Origin of the sequence: Saccharothrix sp. HUAS TT1 (assembly GCF_040744945.1) — a bacterium.
Lineage (GTDB): Bacteria > Actinomycetota > Actinomycetes > Mycobacteriales > Pseudonocardiaceae > Actinosynnema.
On sequence record NZ_CP160453.1, the window covers coordinates 5508250 to 5530737 of the forward strand.

General features: G+C 73.8%; 1 protein-coding gene. It reads left to right on the plus strand.

Annotated elements, in window-relative coordinates:
* The first annotated feature begins 216 nt into the window (after positions 1 to 216).
* Complete coding sequence (locus AB0F89_RS24800; protein ID WP_367127976.1) at positions 217 to 22488, plus strand: SDR family NAD(P)-dependent oxidoreductase; 22272 nt, start codon at positions 217 to 219, stop codon at positions 22486 to 22488.

A 22488-nucleotide genomic window follows, 5' to 3' on the forward strand; every position in this document is an offset into this window, starting at 1 on the left:
AACCGCGCCCGCGGTGCCAGTAGCACGATCGGAAAACCGATGCGTGATCTCAGCTACTCGATACGCCCGGTAGCCGGCTGTTCGAAACCGAGGTACGTTCAGGACGTTCTTTCTCCACCGCCGGGGGAAAACTGTCAGGTGCTGCGGTGGGGCGGGCCGTATTTGCTTTCGTCCGGGAACCGACTCGAATTCTCGCGAGCGCAAGAGGGTGGCCCGATGGGTGGGGAAATGCTGCGCGAAGACGACCGGATCGCGATCGTCGGAATGTCCTGCCGGTTACCCCAGGCGCCGGACCCGGCCGCCTTCTGGCGGCTGCTGCGCGACGGCCGCGACGCGATCACCGCGCCGCCGCCCGACCGGGCGGGCGACCTGCCCGCCGGCTTCCTCGACCGGGTCGACGCCTTCGACGCGGCGTTCTTCGGCATCTCGCCCCGCGAGGCCGCCGCGATGGACCCGCAGCAGCGGCTCGCGCTGGAGCTGGCGTGGGAGGCGCTGGAGGACGCGCGGATCGTCCCCGGCACGCTCACCGGCGGCGCGACCGGAGTGTTCATCGGCGCGACCTGGGACGACTACACGGCGCTGAGCTACCCCGCGCACGTCACGCCGCACACCATGACCGGCACGAACCGGGGCGTCATCGCCAACCGCGTGTCGCACTTCCTCGGCGCGCGCGGCCCCAGCCTGACCGTGGACGCGGCGCAGTCGTCCGCGCTGGTCGCGGTGCACCTGGCGGTGGAGAGCCTGCGCCGGGGCGAGACCGCGGTGGCGCTGGCGGGCGGGGTGAACCTGAACCTGACCGCGGGCCGGGAGGCGAGCGGCGTCGAGTTCGGCGGCCTGTCGCCGGACGGTCGCAGCCACACCTTCGACGCTAGGGCCAACGGCTTCGCCCGCGGCGAGGGCGGCGGCGTGGTCGTGCTGAAACCGCTGGCCCGAGCGCTCGCGGACGGCGACCCGGTGCACGCGGTGATCCTCGGCAGCGCGGTGAACAACGACGGCCCGACCCGCGGCCTCACCGTGCCCAGCCCCGAGGCGCAGGCCGAGGTCGTCCGCGCGGCCCTGGCCGGCGCCCGCGTCCGGCCCGACGAGGTGCAGTACGTCGAGCTGCACGGCACCGGCACCCCGGTCGGCGACCCGGTCGAGGCCGCCGGGCTGGGCGCCGCGCACGCCGGTCGCGCCACCGAGCTGCTGGTCGGCTCGGCGAAGACGAACGTCGGCCACCTGGAGGGCGCGGCCGGTGTCGTCGGCCTGCTGAAGACCGTGCTGAGCATCCGCCACCGGATGCTGCCGGCCAGCCTGAACCACGTCACGCCGAACCCCGAGATCCCGTTCGAGGCGCTGAAGCTGCGGGTCCAGACCGAGCTGACCCCGTGGCCGCGCGCCGACCAGCCGCTGGTCGCCGGGGTGTCGGCGTTCGGGATGGGCGGCACGAACGCGCACGTGGTGGTCGCGCAACCCCCGGTCGGGGCAGCGGCGACGGCCACCCCGGCCGAGCCCGGTCCGGTGCCCTGGGTGCTCTCGGCCAAGACCGACCGGGCGTTGCGCGCGCAGGCCGAGCGGCTGCGCGACCACCTCGCCGACCGGCCGGGATCGTCACCCGCCGAGGTCGGTCACGCGCTCGCGACCACCCGCACCCACTTCACCCACCGCGCCGTCCTCGTCGGCGACGTGCCGACCGACGCGCTCACCGCCCTCGCCGAAGGCCGACCGGACCCCGACCTGATCACCGGCCGAGCCGCTGACCTGGGCCGGACCGTGTTCGTGTTCCCCGGCCAGGGCGCGCAGTGGGTCGGCATGGGGCGTGAGCTGTACGCGAGCGAACCGGTGTTCCGGGACAGCGTCGACGCCTGCGCCGCCGCGCTCGCGCCCCACACCGACTGGTCGCTGGTCGAGGTGCTGACCGGCGGGGCGCTGGACCGGGTCGACGTGGTGCAGCCCGCCCTGTTCGCCGTGATGGTGTCGCTGGCCGCGCTGTGGCGGTCCTACGGCGTGGAACCGGACGCGGTCGTCGGCCATTCCCAGGGCGAAATCGCCGCCGCCCACGTCGCCGGCGCATTGTCGTTGCCCGACGCGGCTCGCGTGGTCGCATTGCGCAGCCGCGCCCTCGTCTCATTGGCTGGACAGGGCGGAATGACTTCCGTCACACTGCCGGTGGCTGAGGCCGAACAATTCGTGGCGCGCTGGAATGGCCGCTTGACAGTTGCCGTCGTGAATGCGCCGGACGCCGTGGTGGTGTCCGGTTCTCCCGTTGAGCTGGCCGAGTTGTCGGCCGCCTGCGCGGCCGCCGGCATCAGGGCGCGCGCCATTCCGGTGGATTACGCCGCCCATTCGGCGCAGGTGTCCGGCATTCGCCGGCGGCTGCTCGCCGACCTCGCCGACGTGCGCCCGCTGGCCGGGGAGGTGCCGTTCTACTCGGCGGTCACCGGCGGCCTGCTCGACCCGACCGGGCTGGACGCCGACTACTGGTACCGCAACCTGCGCGAACCCGTCCGGTTCGACCTGGCCACCGCCGCGCTGGCGGCCGACGGCCACGACGTGCTGGTCGAGGTCAGCCCGCACCCGGTGCTGGCGCCCGCGGTGGAGCGGGGCAGCCTGGTCACCGGGACGCTGCGCCGCGACCGGGGCGGCCGGGCCGAGTTCCTGACCGCGCTGGGCCGGGTGTTCGCGGCGGGCGGGCACGTCGACCTCACCCGCGCGTTCCCGGCCACCACCGCACCCGTCGACCTGCCCACCTACGCCTTCCAACGCCGGTCGCACTGGCTCGGCGACGTCGCGCCCGAGGCGGCGCCCGAGCCGACCGCCGATCCCGCCGACCACGTCAACGCCGCCATCGCCGCCGTGCTCGGGCACGCCGACGCCGCCGACGTCGACCCCGCGCTGACCTTCAAGGACCTCGGCTTCGACTCGGTCATGGGCGTCGCGCTGCGCGACCGCATCAACAGCGCGCTCGGCCTGCGGCTGTCGTCGGGCCTGATCTACGACCACCCGACGCCCGCCGCGCTGGTCGCGCACCTGCGCGGCGTCGCGGTCGACGTGCCGGACCCGGTCGCGGCGGTGGACGACGACCCCGCCGAGGCCGATCCGATCGTCATCGTCGGCATGGGCTGCCGGTTCCCCGGTGGGGTGGAGTCGCCGGACGACCTGTGGCGGCTGGTCGCCGACGGGGTGGACGCGATCGGCGACTTCCCGGCGGACCGGGGCTGGGACCTCGGCCGGCTGCACGACCCGGAGCTGCGCAGCGGCGGCACCAGCTCGGTCGCCGAGGGCGGGTTCCTCGGCGACGTCGGTGGGTTCGACGCCGCGTTCTTCGGCATCTCGCCGCGCGAAGCGGTCGCGATGGACCCGCAGCAACGCCTGGTGCTGGAGACGGCCTGGGAGGCGTTCGAGCACGCGGGCATCGACCCGACCACGCTGCGCGGCAGCCGGACCGGTGTGTTCACCGGCATCTGGTCGTCCGGGTACGCGGTCGGCGTGCCGGTGCCGGAGGACGTGGAGGGCTACCTGGTCACCGGCACGGCGACCAGCGTGACCTCCGGCCGGGTCGCCTACCACCTGGGCCTGCGCGGCCCGGCGCTGTCGGTCGACACGGCGTGCTCGTCGTCGCTGGTGGCGCTGCACCTGGCGGCGCAGTCGCTGCGGTCGGGGGAGTGCGACCTGGCGCTGGCCGGCGGCGTCACGGTGATGGCGACCCCGATCATCTTCACCGAGTTCTCCCGGCAGCGCGGGCTCGCGCCGGACGGCCGCAGCAAGCCGTTCGCCGCTGCCGCCGACGGCACCAGCTGGTCTGAGGGGTCCGGCTTGGTGCTGTTGGAGCGGCTGTCGGACGCGCGTCGCAACGGCCACCGCGTGCTGGCGGTGGTGAGCGGCAGTGCGGTGAACCAGGACGGCGCGTCTAACGGCCTCACCGCGCCGAACGGTCCGTCGCAGGAGCGGGTGATCCGGCAGGCGTTGGCCAACGCAGGGCTTCGACCGTCCGATGTGGACGTGGTGGAGGCGCACGGCACCGGCACGACGTTGGGTGATCCGATCGAGGCGCAGGCGTTGTTGGCCACCTACGGCCAGGACCGCCCACAGCCGTTGTGGTTGGGTTCGGTGAAGTCGAACATCGGCCACACCCAGGCCGCCGCCGGTGTCGCGGGCGTGATCAAGATGGTGATGGCGCTCCGCCACGGCCGGCTGCCGAAGACGTTGCACGTGGACGAGCCGACACCGCACGTCGACTGGACGGCCGGGCAGATCCGCCTGCTCACCGAGGCCACCACCTGGCCGACGGGGGATCGCCCCCGGCGGGCGGCGGTGTCCGCGTTCGGCATCAGCGGCACCAACGCCCACGTCGTCCTCCAGCAGGCCCCGGACGACCCCGCGCCGGTCGAGGTCGAGGACCGGCCGGCGCCGTGGCTGGTGACCGCGAAGACCGAGGCCGCACTGCACGCGCAGGTCGACCGGCTGCGCGAGTACGCGCTCACCCACCCGGACGTGTCGGCCGCCGCCATCGCCGGCGAACTCGCCACCCGCACCCGCTTCCGCCACCGCGCGGTCCTCCTGGGCGCGGACCGGGCCGAACTGCTCACCGCCCCGCCGACCACCACCGGCAAGTCGGTGTTCGTGTTCCCGGGTCAGGGTGCCCAGTGGGTCGGCATGGGTCGTGAGTTGTACGCGAGCGAGTCGGTGTTCCGTGACGCGGTCGACGCGTGTGCCGAGGCGTTGGCGCCGCATACGGACTGGTCGTTGGTGGAGGTGTTGAACGGCGGTCCGCTGGATCGCGTCGACGTGGTGCAGCCCGCGCTGTTCGCGATGATGGTGTCGCTCGCGGCGCTGTGGCGCTCGTTCGGCGTCGAGCCGGACGCCGTGGTCGGTCACTCGCAGGGCGAGATCGCGGCGGCTTACGTGGCTGGCGCGTTGTCGTTGGAGGATGCGGCGCGTGTGGTGGCGTTGCGCAGCAAGGCTCTCGTCGCGATAGCCGGTCAGGGCGGGATGGTCGCGGCGACCTTGCCACCCGACTCGGAGTTGTTGGCTCGGTGGGGTGATCGGCTGACGGTCGCGGCGGTCAACTCCCCGTCCACGGTGGTGGTGTCGGGTGAGTCGGCCGCGTTGGACGAGCTGGTCGCGTTGTGTGAGCGGGTGGGTGTCAACGCTCGGCGCATCCCGGTGGATTACGCCGCCCACTCGGCGCAGGTGGAGGCCATTCGGGACCAGCTGCTCGCTGATCTGGCCGATATCGTGCCGGTGCGGGGGAGTGTGCCGTTCTTCTCGACGGTGACCGGTGGACTGGTCGAGACTGTGGACGCGGCGTATTGGTATCGGAATCTGCGTGAGCCGGTGCGGTTCGACTTGGCGACCGAGGCTCTGATCGCCGCTGGTCATGACGTGTTCGTGGAGGTCAGCCCGCATCCGGTGCTGGTGCCCGCGTTGGACGACCCCGCCGTCGCCACCGGCACCCTGCGTCGAGACCAAGGCGGGATCGAGGAATTCCTCACGGCGGCCGGACGGCTGTTCGTCGCCGGTGCGGACGTCGACTGGGCGCCCGCGCTGCCACCACCCGGCCGCGTCGACCTGCCCACCTACGCCTTCCAGCGCGAGACCTACTGGCTCACCTCCGCCGCGCCCGTCGTGGACCCCTGGCGGTACGAGGTCACGTGGGCCCCGGTGTCGGCCACCTCCACCCCGGCGGGGCGGTGGCTGGTGCTGCGGCCCGACGGCGACCACCCGTGGGTCGACGCGACGGTGGAAGCGTTGCGGGACAGCGGTGTCGAGGTGGTCGACGCGGCGGACGGCGTCGACGGCGTGCTGTCGTTCCTCGCGCTGGACGAGTCGCCGCACCCGGACCACCCGGCCGTGCCCACGGGCCTGGCCCGGACGTTGGCGGCGGTGCGGGAGCACGCCGCGCCGCTGTGGTGCGTGACCAGCGGCGCGTTCGGCGACCACCCCGGACAGGCCCTGACCTGGGGTCTGGGCACGTCGGCCGCCCTGGAGTTCCCCGACCGGTGGGGCGGGCTGGTCGACGTGCCCGCCACGCCGGACCCGCTGAGCGTGCGCCGCCTGCTCGCCGTGATCGGCGGCCGGGAGGACCAGGTGTCGGTCCGCGCCGAAGGCGTCTTCGCCCGCAGGCTGCGCCGGGCCCGACCCGCACCGCCGGTCCGCAGCTGGCGACCGGAGGGCGCCACCCTCGTCACCGGCGGCACGGGCGCGCTCGGTGCGCGGGTGGCCCGGTGGCTCGCCGGGCAGGGCGCCGAGCACCTGGTGCTGGTCAGCCGCAGCGGGCTGGACGCCCCCGGAGCCGTCGAGCTGCGCGACGAGCTGACGGCGTCCGGCACGCGGGTCACGGTGGCCGCGTGCGACGTGGCGGACCGCACCGCCCTGGCGGCCCTGCTGGACGACGTCGGCGAGGTCAGGTCGGTCTTCCACACCGCCGGCGTGATCAGGTCGGGCCGGTTGGCCGAGGACGACCTGGCCGGGTTCGCCGACGTGGTCACCGCCAAGGTGGCCGGTGCGACGCACCTCGCCGACCTGCTGCCCGACCTGGACGCGCTGGTGCTGTTCTCGTCCACCGCCGGTGTCTGGGGCGACGGCCACGGTGCGGCCTACGCGGCGGGCAACGCGTTCCTCGACGCCCTCGCCGCGCACCACCGCGCCCGGGGCAGGGCGACCACGTCGGTGGCGTGGGGCATCTGGGCCGAGGGCGGCATGGCCGCGCTGGAGTCGGTGCAGCGGCAGCGGCGGTTGCTCGGCCTGGGCGAGATGGCGTCCGGACGCGCGCTGGCCGCGTTGCGCGACGTGCTCGACCAGGACGTGCCGCACGCGGTGGTCACCCCCGTCGACTGGGCGGAGTTCGCACCCGCCTTCACCCGCCTGCGGCCGAGCGGGCTGCTCGCCGACCTGCCCGAGGCGCGGGTCCGGGAAGAACCGGCCGAGCAGGCGGGGCCGGCCGGCGCCGACCTGCTGGACGTGATCACCACCCACACGGCGGCCGTGCTGGGCCACACCTCGCCCGAGGCCATCGACACCCGCCAGGCGTTCAAGGACCTCGGCTTCGACTCGCTGACCGCCGTCGAGCTGCGCAACCGCCTCACCACCGCCCTGGGCCGCCGGCTGCCGTCCACGCTGGTCTTCGACCACCCGACCCCCGAACGGCTCGCCGCGCACCTGGGCGGGCAGCGCGCGGCGGTGGCGACCGCGGTCGCGGCGGCGACCGACGAGCCGATCGCGATCATCGGCATGAGCTGCCGGTTCCCCGGTGGCGTCGAGTCGCCGGACGACCTGTGGCGGCTGGTGTCGGAGGGCGTGGACGCCATCGGCGGGTTCCCCGACGATCGCGGCTGGGACCTGGACCGGCTGTTCGACCCCACCTCGGCCCGCCCTCGCACCTCGTCCACCCGGCACGGCGGGTTCCTGGCCGACGCGGCCGGGTTCGACGCGGGGTTCTTCGGGATCTCACCCCGTGAGGCGATGGCGATGGATCCGCAGCAGCGCATCCTGTTGGAGACGGCGTGGGAGGCGTTCGAGCACGCGGGCATCGACCCGACGTCGTTGCAGGGCACCCAGACCGGCGTCTACACCGGCATCTGGTCCACCGGGTACGCGGCCGGGCCGGTGCCGGACGACCTGGAGGGCTACCAGGTCACCGGCACGGCGAGCAGCATCGGCTCGGGTCGGCCCGCCTACCTGCTCGGCCTGGTCGGACCGGCGCTCTCGCTCGACACCGGCTGCTCGTCGTCGCTGGTGGCGTTGCACCTGGCGGCGCAGGCGCTGCGGTCGGGGGAGTGCACGCTGGCACTGGCCGGTGGCGTCACGGTCAACGCCACACCGTCGTTGTTCACCGAGATGTCCCGGCAGGGCGCGAGCGCGCCGGACGGCCGCAGCAAGTCCTTCGCCGCCGCCGCCGACGGCGCCGGTTGGGCCGAGGGCGCGGGCCTGCTGCTGCTGGAACGCCTGTCCGACGCCCGCCGCAACGGTCACCACGTGCTGGCCGTCGTCCGGGGAACGGCCGTCAACCAGGACGGCGCGTCGAACGGGTTGACCGCGCCCAACGGTCCGTCACAGGAGCGCGTGATCCGGCAGGCGCTGGCCAACGCGGGGCTGCAGCCGTCCGATGTGGACGCGGTAGAGGCGCACGGCACGGGTACGACCCTCGGTGACCCGATCGAGGCTCAGGCATTGCTGGCGACTTATGGCGCTGAACGTGATGAGCCGTTGTGGCTGGGCTCGGTGAAGTCGAACATCGGCCACACCCAGGCGGCGGCGGGCGCTGCCGGTGTGATCAAGATGGTGATGGCGCTCCGGCACGGTCGATTACCGAAGACGTTGCACGTGGACGAGCCGTCGCCGCACGTGGACTGGGACGCCGGGAACGTCCGGCTGCTGGTCGACTCCACCGCCTGGCCGGACACCGGTCGTCCCCGGCGGGCGGCGGTGTCCGCGTTCGGGATCAGCGGCACCAACGCGCACACCATCATCGAGCAGGCGCCCGAGCAGGACGCCCAGGACGAGCCCGACCCGTTGTGGCTGCTGTCGGCCAAGACACCGGAGGCGTTGCGGGAGCAGGCTCGGCGACTGGCCGACTTCCTCGCCGCGAACCCAGGTGAGCACACCGGGATCGGGCGCGCTCTGGCAGGTCGGGCGCGTTTTGATCATCGTGCGGTGGTGTTGGACCCGGCGGCTCTCGGTGCGTTGGCGGAGGGTCGTGAGCATCCGGCTTTGGTGACGGGCACGGCTTCGCTGTTGGGCAAGTCGGTGTTCGTGTTCCCGGGTCAGGGTGCGCAGTGGGTTGGTATGGGTCGTGAGTTGTACGCGGCGGAGTCGGTGTTTCGGGATGCGGTCGATGCGTGTGCCGAGGCGTTGGCGCCGCATACGGATTGGTCGTTGGTGGAGGTGTTGAACGGCGGTTCGTTGGATCGGGTTGATGTGGTGCAGCCGGCGTTGTTCGCGATGATGGTGTCGTTGGCGGCGTTGTGGCGGTCACGCGGTGTGGAGCCGGATGCGGTCGTGGGTCACTCGCAAGGTGAGATCGCGGCGGCATATGTAGCCGGAGCGTTGTCACTGAAGGACGCCGCGCGCGTAGTCGCGTTGCGCAGCAAGGCTTTGGTGGCGATCTCGGGTCAGGGCGGGATGGTCGCGGCGACCTTGCCGCCCGACTCGGAGTTGTTGGCTCGGTGGGGTGATCGGCTGACGGTCGCGGCGGTCAACTCCCCATCCACGGTGGTGGTGTCGGGTGAGTCGGCCGCGTTGGACGAGCTGGTCGCGTTGTGTGAGCGGAAGGGTGTCAACGCTCGGCGCATCCCGGTGGACTACGCCGCCCACTCGGCCCAAGTTGAGGCCATCCGAGACCAGCTGCTCGCTGATCTGGCCGATGTCGTGCCGGTGCGGGGGAGTGTGCCGTTCTTCTCGACGGTGACCGGTGGGTTGGTCGAGAGCGTTGACGCGGCGTATTGGTATCGGAATCTGCGTGAGCCGGTGCGGTTCGACTTGGCGACCGAGGCTCTGATCGCCGCTGGTCATGACGTGTTCGTGGAGGTCAGCCCGCACCCGGTGCTGGTGCCCGCACTGGACGACCCCGCCGTCGCCACCGGCACCCTGCGCCGGGAGCAGAGCGACTTCCGCCTCGCCCTGGCCACCCTCGTCGTCAACGGTTTCCCGCTGCCGAGGCCGACGTCCGGCCGGGTCGCCCTGCCGACCTACCCGTTCCAGCGCACGCGGTACTGGCTGATGCCGAGCGCGACCGACTCCGCGCTGGGCCACCCGCTGCTGGACGCGTCCGTGGAGCTGCCGGACGACCAAGGCGCGGTGTCCACCGGACGGCTGTCCACCCGCACGCACCCGTGGCTTGCCGACCACGCCGTCGACGGCACGGTGCTGCTGCCCGGCACGGCCTTCGTGGAGCTGGCAGCCGAGGCCGGTCGAGCCCTCGGTCACCCGGTCATCACGGACCTGGTGCTGCACGTGCCGCTGACCGTGACCGAACGCCCCGCGCACGTCCAGGTGTCCGTCGGCGCGCCGGACCACGCCGACCGCCGCCCGGTCACCGTGCACTCGCGCGTCGACGGCGAGTGGGTCCGCCACGCGTCCGGGACGCTCGGCCGGGCGCAGACCGCGACCCCGACCGCCTGGGAACCGCGTGGCGAAGCCGTCGACCCGGCCGGCTTCTACGACCACCTCGCCGACCTCGGCTACGAGTACGGCCCGGCGTTCCGGGGCGTGCGGGCGCTGTGGCTCGGCGAGGACGAGGTGTTCGCCGAGGTGTCGGTGCCGGACGGCGCGAAGTTCGGCCTGCACCCGGCGCTGCTGGACGCCGCGCTGCAACCGGTGATCCTGCTGCACCCGGACAGCCGGTTGCGGCTGCCGTTCAGCTTCACCGGCATCGCCGTGCACGCCCCGGGCGTCTCGACGGCCAGGGTCCACCTGTCCCGCACGGGACCGGACGCCTTCACCGTCACCGTGACCGACCCGGCGGGCGGGCCGGTCGCCGACATCGACACGCTCACCGTGCGGTCCGCCGCCGAGACCCGGACGACCCTGCTGCGCACCGAGTGGGTTCCGCTGACGGCGTCCGCCCCGGTGCCCGTGCGCCTCGCGCCGCTGCTGACCGGGCGGCCGGACGCCGAGTCGGCGCACGTCCTCACCCGGCAGGCGTTGCGGGTGGTGCAGGAGTTCCTGGCGTCCGACGAGCGGGTGCGCCTGGTGGTGCCCACCCGGGCGGACGACCCGGCGGGCGCGGCGGTCCGGGGGCTGGTGCGCAGTGCCGCCGCCGAGCACCCCGGCCGGTTCACCCTGGTCGGGCTGGACCGGGACGCGACGCCGGAGCAGGCGCTGGACGCGGCGGCGGTGGCGGGTGGCGAACCGGAGCTGGCGATCCGCGGCGGCGCGGTCCTCGTGCCCCGGCAGGCGCCGTTCACCTCGCGGCCGTCGTCGCCGGACGGCTCGTGGCGGCTGGTCGAGTCCGGCACCGGCAGCCTGGACGACCTGGCGTTCGCCGAGGTGGCCGAGACGCCGCTGGAGCGCGGTCAGGTGCGGATCGGGGTGCGGGCGGCGGGCCTGAACTTCCGCGACGTGCTGATCGCGCTGGGGATGTACCCGGACGAGGCGTTGCTGGGCGGCGAGGCGGCGGGCGTGGTGCTCGACGTCGGCCCGGACGTCGACCGGTTCCGGCCGGGTGACCGGGTGCTCGGCCTCGCGGCGGGCGTGTTCGGCCCCCGGACCGTCGCCGACCACCGGCTGCTCGCCCCGATCCCGGACGGCTGGTCGTTCGCGCGGGCGGCGGCCGTGCCGGTGGCGTTCCTGACCGCGTGGCACGGCTTGGTCGACCTGGGCCGCATTCGGCCCGGCGACCGGGTGCTGATCCACTCGGGTGCGGGCGGCGTCGGCACGGCCGCGATCCAACTGGCCCGGCACCTGGGCGCCGAGGTGTTCGCCACGGCGAGCCCCGGCAAGTGGGACGTCCTGCGTGACCTCGGCTTGGACGACGACCACATCGCGTCGTCGCGGACGGTGGAGTTCGGGCAGCGCTTTCCCCGGGTCGACGTGGTGCTGAACTCGCTCGCGGGCGAGTTCACCGACGCGTCGCTGCGGCTGCTCGCGCCGGGTGGCCGGTTCGTGGAGATGGGCAAGACCGACGTCCGCGACCCCGCCGGGGTCGACTACCGGGCGTTCGACCTCAACGACGCCGACCCCGGGCACCTCGGTGACGTGCTGGCCGAAGTGCTGCGGTTGTTCGCCGAGGGCGTGCTGCGGCTGCCGCCGATCGCCACCACCGACGTTCGGCGGGCGGTGGACGCGTTCCGGCTGATGAGCCAGGCGCGGCACGTCGGCAAGCTGGTGCTCACCGTGCCCCGGCTCGCCGACGGCACGGTGCTGATCACCGGCGGCACGGGCACGCTCGGCCGCGCCCTGGCGGCGCACCTGGTGGCCAGGCACGGTGTTCGGCGGCTGGTGCTGGTGAGCCGCAGCGGTGGTGAACCGCCGGAGCTGGACGCGGACGTGCGGGTGGTCGCGTGTGACGTGTCGGACCGGGACGCGGTCGCGGAGCTGGTCGCGTCGATCCCCGATCTGACCGCCGTGGTGCACGCGGCCGGCGTGCTGGACGACGCGGTGGTGCAGGGGCTCACCCCCGAGCAGCTGGACCGCGTGCTGCGGCCCAAGGTGGACGGCGCGTGGCACCTGCACGAGCTGACCGCCGACCTCGACGCGTTCGTGCTGTTCTCCGCCGCCGCCGGGGTGCTGGGCAACCCCGGGCAGGCCAACTACGCGGCGGCGAACTCCTACCTGGACGCCCTCGCCCGGCACCGGCACGCGCTCGGCCTGCCCGCCGTGTCGATGGCGTGGGGCTACTGGGCCGAGGCCAGCGGGATGACCGCGCACCTCACCGCCACCGACAAGGAGCGCTTCGCCCGCGCCGGCATCGCGCCGATGACGACCGAGCAGGCGCTGGCGCTGTTCGACGCCGCCCTGGCCGGTGGACAGCCCGCCGTGACGACCGCGCACCTCGCCACCAGGGGTCCGCGAGCGCTGCCCGCGCCGCCCGCCGCCGACACCGACCTGCTGTCCCTGGTCACCACCCACACCACGGCCGTGCTCGGGCACGCCGACGCGTCGGCGATCAAGCCCCGGTTGGCGTTCAAGGACCTCGGGTTCGACTCGCTGACCGCCGTGGAACTGCGCAACCGGCTGGCCGCGGCGACCGGTCTGCGGCTGCCCGCGACCCTGGTCTTCGACCACCCGACACCCGACGAGCTGGCCGAGCACCTGCGGCTGGAGCTGACCGGCGCACGTCCGGCAGTCGCCGCGCCGGTGGTGAAGGCGGTGGACGACTCCACCAAGGCCGATCCGATCGTGATCGTCGGCATGGGCTGTCGGCTGCCCGGTGGCGTCGAGTCGCCGGACGACCTGTGGCGGCTGGTGTCGGAGGGCGTGGATGCCATCGGCGACTTCCCGACCGATCGCGGGTGGGACCTGGACCGCCTCTACCACCCGGACCCCGACCACCCCGGGACCAGCTACACCCGTTCGGGTGGCTTCCTGCGTGACGCGGCCGGGTTCGACGCCGACTTCTTCGGCATCTCGCCACGTGAGGCGTTGGCGATGGACCCGCAGCAGCGCGTGCTGCTGGAAACCGCGTGGGAGACCATCGAGCACGCGGGCATCGACCCGACGTCGCTGCGCGGCAGCCAGACCGGCGTGTTCACCGGCCTGTGGTCCTCCGGGTACGGGGGTGTGGTCGAGCAGGCCCCGAGGGACGCCGAGGGCTACCTGGCTACCGGCATCTCGCCGAGCGTCACGTCCGGTCGCGTCGCCTACCTGCTCGGGCTGCGCGGTCAGGCCGTGTCGGTGGACTCCGCCTGCTCGTCGTCGCTGGTGGCGATGCACCTGGCGGCGCAGGCGCTGCGGTCGGGTGAGTGCGACCTGGCGTTGGCCGGTGGCGTCACGGTGATCGTGAACCCGCTGGGGTTCACCGAGTTCTCCCGGCAGCGGGGCTTGGCGGCCGACGGTCGCTGCAAGCCGTTCGCCGCCGCCGCCGACGGCACGGGCTGGGGCGAGGGCGCGGGTTTGGTGCTGTTGGAGCGCCTGTCGGACGCCCGCCGCAACGGTCACCGCGTGCTGGCGGTGCTGCGTGGTAGTGCGGTGAACCAGGACGGCGCGTCGAACGGGTTGACCGCGCCGAGCGGTCCGTCGCAGGAGCGGGTGATCCGGCAGGCGTTGGCGAGCGCCGGCCTGCGAGCGTCCGATGTGGACGCGGTGGAAGCGCACGGCACGGGTACGACTCTTGGTGACCCGATCGAGGCTCAGGCGTTGCTGGCCACGTACGGTGCGGACCGCTCCGAACCGCTCTGGCTGGGGTCGGTGAAGTCGAACATCGGTCACACCCAGGCGGCAGCCGGTGTCGCGGGCGTGATCAAGATGGTGATGGCCCTGCGGCACGGGCGGTTGCCGAAGACGTTGCACGTGGACGAGCCGTCGCCGCACGTGGACTGGACGGCCGGTGACGTGCGGCTGCTCACGGACACCGTGTCGTGGCCGGAGACCGACCACCCCCGCCGCGCGGGCGTGTCGTCGTTCGGTGTGAGCGGCACGAACGCCCACCTCATCATCGAGCAGGCGCCCGACGCCGAGGTGGAGCCGGAACCGGTGGCCGAGCGGGTCCCGTGGGTGATCACCGGCAAGTCCGAGCAGGCGGTGCGCGACCAGGCTCGTCGGCTCACGAGTTCGGCCGGCTCCGCTGCCGCCGTGGCACACGTCCTCGCAGGTAGAGCGCGTTTTGATCATCGTGCGGTGGTGTTGGACCCGGCGGCTCTCGGTGCGTTGGCGGAGGGTCGTGAGCATCCGGCTTTGGTGACGGGCACGGTTTCGCTGTTGGGCAAGTCGGTGTTCGTGTTCCCGGGTCAGGGTGCGCAGTGGGTTGGTATGGGTCGTGAGTTGTACGCGGCGGAGTCGGTGTTTCGGGATGCGGTCGATGCGTGTGCCGAGGCGTTGGCGCCGCATACGGATTGGTCGTTGGTGGAGGTGTTGAACGGCGGTTCGTTGGATCGGGTTGATGTGGTGCAGCCGGCGTTGTTCGCGATGATGGTGTCGTTGGCGGCGTTGTGGCGGTCACGCGGTGTGGAGCCGGATGCGGTCGTGGGTCACTCGCAAGGTGAGATCGCGGCGGCATATGTAGCCGGAGCGCTGTCACTGAAGGACGCCGCGCGCGTAGTCGCGTTGCGCAGCAAGGCTCTTGTCGCCATAGCCGGTCGAGGCGGAATGGTCGCGGCGAGCCTGCCGCCCGACTCGGAACTGCTGACCCGCTGGGGCGACCGGCTCTCGATCGCGGTGGTCAACGCGCCGGAGTCCGTCGTGGTCTCCGGCGAACCGGCCGCGCTCGCCGAACTGGTGGCGGCCTGCGAGGCCGACGGCATCCGGGCCAGGGTCCTCCCGGTGGACTACGCGGCGCACTCGGCGCAGGTGGAGGCGGTCCGGGAACGGCTGCTGGCCGAGCTGGCCGACATCGAGCCGTTGCCGGCCCGGATCCCGTTCCACTCGACGGTGACCAACAGCCCGGTCGAGACCGCCGATGCCGCCTACTGGTACCGCAACCTGCGTGAACCGGTGCGGTTCGACCTGGCCGTGGACGCGCTGCTGGCCACCGGGCACGACGTGTTCGTGGAGGTCAGCCCACACCCGGTGCTGGTGCCCGCCCTGGACGGCGCGACCGTCGCCACCGGCACCTTGCGCCGCGACCAGGCGGACTTCACCGCCTCGGCCGCACGCCTGTTCGTCGCCGGTGTCGACGTCGACTGGCCGCTGCCCGCCGCCGGTCACGTCGACCTGCCGACCTACCCGTTCCAGCACGAGCGCTACTGGCTGACCCCCGGGCCGGGGAACGCCGACGTGACGGCGGCCGGTCTGGAGCCGGCGGACCACCCGCTGCTCGGCGCGGCCGTGGAGCTCGCCGACGGCGGTGGCGTCGTGCTGACCGGGCGGTGGTCGACGGCGACCCACCCGTGGCTGGCCGACCACGCCGTCCACGGCTCGGTGCTGCTGCCGGGCACCGGCTTCGCGGAACTGGCGCTGCGGGCCGGCGGCCAGGTCGGTCGGCCCGTGCTGGACGAGCTGCTGCTGGAAGCGCCGCTGGTGCTGTCCGGGCAGGACCCGGTGCTGGTCCAGGTCGTGGTGGACGCCTCGAACGCGGTCACCATCCACTCGCGGGTCGACGGCGACTGGGTGCGGCACGCCACCGGCGCGCTCGGCGTCCAACCACCCCCGACCGGTGTCCTGGAGTGGCCGGTGGACGCCGAACCCGTCGACCTCACCGGCTTCTACGACGACCTCGCGGCCCGCGGCTACGAGTACGGCCCCGCGTTCGAGGGCGTGCGGGCGGTGTGGCGGCGGGGCGCCGACCTCTACGCCGAGGTCGCCCTGGACGTCCGCGACGGGTTCGACCTGCACCCGGCGCTGCTCGACGCCGCGCTGCAGCCGTTGACGCTGGTCGCGGCCGGTCGGCTGCCGTTCTCGTTCGCCGGGCTGGCGATCCTGGCGACGGGGGTGTCGGCGGCCCGCGTGCATCTGACGCCGACCGGCCCCGACACCTACCGCGTGCTGCTCGCAACCGACACCGGCCAACCGGTGGCCGTGGTGGACGCGCTCACCGTGCGGCCGATGACGGCGGACTTCCAGGCCCGCGACCACCGCCTGTTCCGCCTCGACTGGGTCCCGGTCACCCCTTCGACGTCGTCGGACACGGCCGTGCACCACGTGGTCGGCGAGCCGGGCGCGGACCCGGTCGAGGCCGCGCACGCCCTGACCGCCGAGACCCTGGCCGTCGTCCAGGACTTCCTGCGCACCTCGGACGACGGCAGGCTCACGATCGTCACGCGTGGCGCGGCGGGGCCGGGTGAGGTGACCGACCTCGCCGCGGCCTCGGTCTGGGGCCTGGTGCGGGCGGCCGAGGCCGAGCACCCCGGCCGGTTCGCGCTGGTCGACGTGGACCACGACGGCGAGGTCCGGGCGCACGCCGACGAGTTCCAGGTGGCGGTCCGCGGTGACGCGGTGCTCGCACCCCGGCTGGACCGGGCGCCCGGCGCGGCACGCCCGCTGGAACTGGACGGCACCGTGCTGATCACCGGCGGCACCGGCACGCTGGGCGTGCTGGTGGCCCGGCACCTGGTCGCCCGGCACGGCGTGCGGCGGCTCGTGCTGCTCAGCCGCAGCGGCGGTGAGGTGGAGGTCGAGGGCGCGGACGTGTCGGTCGTCGCGTGCGACGTCACGGACCGGGCGGCGCTCGCCGACGTGCTCGCCACGATCCCCGACCTGTGCGCCGTGGTGCACGCGGCGGGTGTGCTGGACGACGGCGTGGTGGCGTCGCTGACCCCGGAACGCCTGCACGACGTGCTGCGGCCCAAGGTGGACGCCGCCTGGCACCTGCACGAGCTGACCCGCGACCTGAAGGCGTTCGTGCTGTTCTCCTCGGCCGCCGGGGTGCTGGGCAGTCCCGGCCAGGGCAACTACGCCGCCGCCAACGCCTTCCTGGACGCCCTCGCCGCGCACCGGCACGCGCTCGGCCTGCCGGCGGTGTCGCTGGCGTGGGGTCAGTGGGAGCAGGCCAGCGGCTTGACCGGGCACCTCACCGAGGCCGACCAGCGCCGGCTGGAGCGGTCCGGCGTGGTGCCGATGTCGACCGAGCACGCGCTGGCGCTGTTCGACGCCGCCTTGGCCGACGGCGCGCCCGCGTTGGTGCCCGCCCGGCTCGACCTCGCCACGCCCGCTTTGCGCGGGTTGACGCGGCGTGCGCGCCGGATCGCCGACACCGACCTGGCGCACCGGCTCACGGCGTTGCCCGAGGCCGAGCAGCACGCCCTGGTGCTGGACCTGGTCAGCTCGCACACCGCCGTGGTGCTGGGGCGGTCCGACGGCGTCGCCGCGAACCGGGCGTTCAAGGACCTCGGGTTCGACTCGCTGACGGCGGTGGAGCTGCGCAACCGGCTGGCCGCGGCGCTGGGCGTGAAGCTGCCCGCGACCGTCACGTTCGACCACCCGACGCCGACCGCCCTCGCCACCCACCTGCGCGGCCTCCTGCTCGGGCAGGAGCGCCGGGTCGTGGCGCCGGTCGCCGCCGCCTCCACCGACGACCCGGTCGTGGTGGTGGGCATGGCGTGCCGGTTCCCGGGCGGGGTCGGTTCGGCGGCGGAGCTGTGGCGGTTGGTGTCCGAGGGGGTGGACGCGATCGGCGACTTCCCGACCGATCGCGGGTGGGACCTGGACCGGCTGTTCGACCCGTCGGGCGCGCCCGGGACCAGCTACACCCGTTCCGGCGGGTTCCTGACCGACGTGGCCGGGTTCGACGCCGAGTTCTTCGGGATCTCACCCCGTGAGGCGATGGCGATGGATCCGCAGCAGCGCATCCTGTTGGAGACGGCGTGGGAGGCGTTCGAGCACGCGGGTGTCGACCCGACGTCGTTGCGGGGCAGCAGAACGGGGGTGTTCACCGGCATCTGGTCGTCCGGGTACGGCGGCGGCGCCCAGCCGCCCGACCTGGAGGGCTACCTGTCGACCGGCACGGCCACCAGCGTGACGTCCGGTCGGGTCTCGTACCTGCTCGGGCTGGAAGGGCCGGCGGTGTCGGTGGACACGGCCTGCTCGTCGTCGCTGGTCGCCATCCACCTGGCGGCGCAGGCGCTGCGGTCGGGGGAGTGCACGCTGGCGCTGGCCGGTGGCGTGACGGTGATGGCGAATCCGTCCGGGTTCGTGGAGTTCTCGCGGCAGCGAGGGCTGGCGGCGGACGGCCGGATCAAGTCGTTCGCCGACGCCGCCGACGGCACCAGCTGGTCCGAGGGGTCCGGCTTGGTGCTGCTGGAGCGGCTGTCGGACGCGCGTCGCAACGGTCACCGGGTTCTGGCTGTGGTGCGGGGCAGTGCGGTGAACCAGGACGGCGCGTCGAACGGGTTGACCGCGCCCAACGGCCCGTCGCAGGAGCGCGTGATCCGGCAGGCGTTGGCGAACGCGGGGCTGCAGCCGTCCGATGTGGACGCGGTAGAGGCGCACGGTACGGGTACGACCCTCGGTGACCCGATCGAGGCTCAGGCGTTGCTGGCGACTTATGGCGCTGAGCGTGATGTGCCGTTGTGGCTGGGGTCGGTGAAGTCGAACATCGGCCACACCCAGGCGGCAGCCGGTATCGCGGGCGTGATCAAGATGATCGAGGCGATGCGGCACGGGACGCTCCCGCGCACCCTGCACGTCGACCGGCCCACCACGCACGTCGACTGGGAGGCCGGTGACGTCCGGCTCCTCACCGAGGCGACGACCTGGCCCGCCGTCGGGCGGCCACGTCGGGCCGGTGTGTCGTCCTTCGGCATCAGTGGCACGAACGCGCACGTGATCCTGGAACAGCTGCCCGGGACCGACGTCGAGACGACCGAACCGGCGCCGTGGCTGCTGTCGGCCAAGTCCCCGGAGGCACTGCGCGCCCAGGCCCGACGCCTGCGCGCGTTCGTGGACGACCCGGCGGTCGGCGCGGCCCTGGCGACCCGGGCGCGGTTCGCCTACCGGGCCGCCCTCACCGATCCGGCTGCGCTCGCCGCCGACCTCGACGCCCTGGCCAGGGGTGACGCGCCGATCGGTGAAGCGCGGACCGGCAAGACCGCGTTCGTGTTCTCCGGCCAGGGTTCCCAGTGGCACGGCATGGGACAACGCCTCCGCGATGCCTACCCCGTGTTCGCGCAGGTCTTGGACGACGTGTGTGGCCGTCTGGACTTGTCGCTGCCCGATGTGGACCTCGATCAGACCCGCTACACGCAGCCTGCGTTGTTCGCGATCGAGGTGGCGCTGTATCGCTTGGTGGAGTCGTTGGGCTTGAGGCCGGATCACCTGGTCGGTCATTCGGTGGGCGAGGTCGCCGCCGCGCACGTCGCGGGGGTGTTGAGCTTGGAGGACGCCTGCACTCTCGTCTCGGCACGTGGCCGGTTGATGCAGGAGTTGCCGCCCGGTGGCGCGATGGTGTCGATCCGCGCCACCGAGGCCGAGGTAGCGGCGACGCTGCCTGAAGGGGTGACCATCGCGGCGGTGAACGGGCCTGAGTCGGTGGTCGTCTCCGGCGACGAGGACGCGGTGCTGGAGCTGGCCGACCTGTGGGAGACGCTGGGGCACGAGACGCGGCGGCTCTCGGTCAGCCACGCGTTCCACTCCTCGCACATGGACCCGATGCTGGACGAGTTCGCGCGAGTGGCCGAGAGCCTGACCTACCACCCACCGGCCGTGCCGATCGTCTCCACGGTCACGGGCGAGCCGTCCGACGTGAGCACTGCGGCCTACTGGGTGCGTCAGGCCCGGGAAGCGGTGCGGTTCGAGGACGCGGTGCAGTGGTTGCGCGCCAACGGCGTCACGGCGTTCCTGGAGATCGGACCGCACCCCACACTGGTCCCCAACGGGGTGATGCGGCGCGACCACGACGAACCCGAACGGATTCGCGCCGCCCTCGGCCGCATGTGGGTCGAGGGCGCGGAGTGGGCCATCCCCAAGGGACACGCGGAGCTGCCGACGTACGCGTTCCAGCGCGAGCGGTTCTGGCTGGCATCCACCTCGCCGACCGACGTCACGGGCGCCGGGCTCGGCCCGGCCGACCACCCGATGCTGGGCGCGGTGGTGGAGCTGCCGGACGACCAGGGCGTGGTGCTGACCGGGCAGCTGTCCCCGACGACCCACCCGTGGCTCGGCGAGCACACCGTCCTGGGCTCCGCGCTGCTGCCGGGCGCCGCGTTCGTGGAACTGGCCGTGCGGGCGGGCGAGCAGGTGGACTGCCCGTCCGTCGCTGAGCTGGTGCTGGAATCGCCGCTGGTGCTGACCGGCGCGGTCGACGTGCGGGTCGCGGTCGGCGCGCCCGACCAGGCCGGGCGGCGGCCCGTCGCGGTGCACTCCAGGGCGGGCGGCGACTGGGTGCGGCACGCCACCGGTCTGCTGGGCGCGCGCCCCGCGCCGCCGGACCGGTGGACCGAGCCGAGCGCCGAACCCGTCGACCTCGACGGCTTCCACGACGCGCTGGCCGACGCCGGGTTCGAGTACGGCCCGACGTTCCGGGGGCTGCGCGCGGTCCGGCGGTCCGGCGACGACCTCTACGCCGACGTCGAGCTGCCCGTCGACGGCGACCGGTTCGCGCTGCACCCCGCCCTCCTGGACGCCGCGATCCAGGCCGTCACGGTCGCCGACGACCGCGCCAAGATGCCGTTCTCGTTCACCGGCGTCACGGTGTGGGCGACGGGCCGCGCGGCGGCGAGGGTCCGGCTGTCGGCCACCGGTCCGCAGGCCTACCGGGTCGACCTGGCCGCCCCGTCCGGTGAGCCGATCGCGACCGTCGAGTCGTTGACCCTGCGCGTGCCGCAGGCTGCCTCCCGGCCGCAGGCCCTCCACCGGATCGCCTGGCCCGAGCTGGAGGGCGGTTCCGCCCCCGGCACGTCCGACCGCCACCACCACGCCACCGACCCGGCCGGGGCGCTGCGCGCGGTGCAGGAGTTCCTGGCCGACGGCGACACGGCGGCCCGCCTGGTCGTGGTGACCAGGGGCGCGGTGTCGGTGCGGGGCGAGGACGTGCCGGACCCGCGGGCTGCCGCCGTCTGGGGCCTGGTCCGGTCCGCCGCCACCGAGCACCCCGGCCGGTTCGCCCTGGTCGACACCGACACCGACGACGTCCCGCCGGTCCCGGGCGACGAGCCGCAGCTCGCGGTCCGCGCCGGACGGGTCCACGTGCCGCGCCTGGAACGCGTCGACCTGGCGCCGCTGCCGTCCACCCTCAGCCCGGACGGCGTCGTGCTCGTCACCGGCGGCACGGGCGCGCTGGGCGGCGCGGTCGCCCGGCACCTCGTGGCCGAACACGGCGTCACCCGGCTGCTGCTGGTCAGCCGTCGCGGTCCGGCCGCGCCCGGCGTCGCCGAGCTGGTGGCGGACCTGGCCGCGGCCGAGGTCGAGGTGGTGGCCTGCGACGTGGCCGACCGCGACGCCGTCGCCCGGCTGCTCGCCGAGCACCCGGTCACCTCGGTCGTGCACGCGGCCGGCGTGCTGGACGACGCCGTGGTGCAGTCGCTGGACGCCGACCGGCTCGCCGTCGTCTGGGGGCCCAAGGCCGCCGCCGCGCTGCACCTGCACGAGCTGACCGGCGACCTGGAGGCGTTCGTGCTGTTCTCCTCGGCCGCCGGCGTGCTCGGCGGGCCGGGTCAGGCGAACTACGCCGCCGCGAACGCGTTCCTCGACGCCCTGGCCGCGCACCGGCACGCCAACGGCCTGCCCGCCGTGTCCCTGGCCTGGGGCCACTGGGCGCAGGAGAGCGGCATGACCGGCGGGCTCACCGACACCGACCGCAACCGGATGGCCAACGCGGGCGTGCTGCCGATGGCCACCGACGAGGCGCTGGCCCTGTTCGACGCCGCCCTCACGGCGGGCGAGCCGGTGCTCGCGCCGGTCCGGCTCGACCTGGCCGCCCTGCGCCGGGCGGGCGACCCGCCCGCGCTGCTGCGCGCCATGGTGCGCCCGCGCGAACGGCGGACCGCCGACCCGACCCGGGACGTGCTGGACCTCGTCCGCCACGCGGTGGCCCGGGTGCTCGGCCACGCGTCCACCGACGCGGTCGGCCCGGACCGGGCGTTCAAGGACCTCGGGTTCGACTCGCTGACCGCCGTCGAGCTGCGCAACCGGCTCGACGCGGAGACCGGGTTGCGGCTGCCGGCCACGCTCACGTTCGACCACCCGACACCGGCCCGGCTCGCCGACCACCTGCGCGGCCTGCTCGCGACGAGCGCGCCGGACCCGGTGCTGGCCGAGCTGGACCGGCTCAAGTCCACCCTGGACACCGCGGCGGACGTCGACCACGACGCCGTCGCCGCACGGCTGGAAGCGCTGCTCGCGTCGTGGACCGCCAGGCGGGGCGGGGCCGAGGACGACCTGGACGACGCCACGGACAGCGAGCTGTTCAGCATCCTCGACGACGAGCACCGCCGGACCCAGGTCATCCGATCGGGCGAGCACCGCAACGCGGGGGAGTAG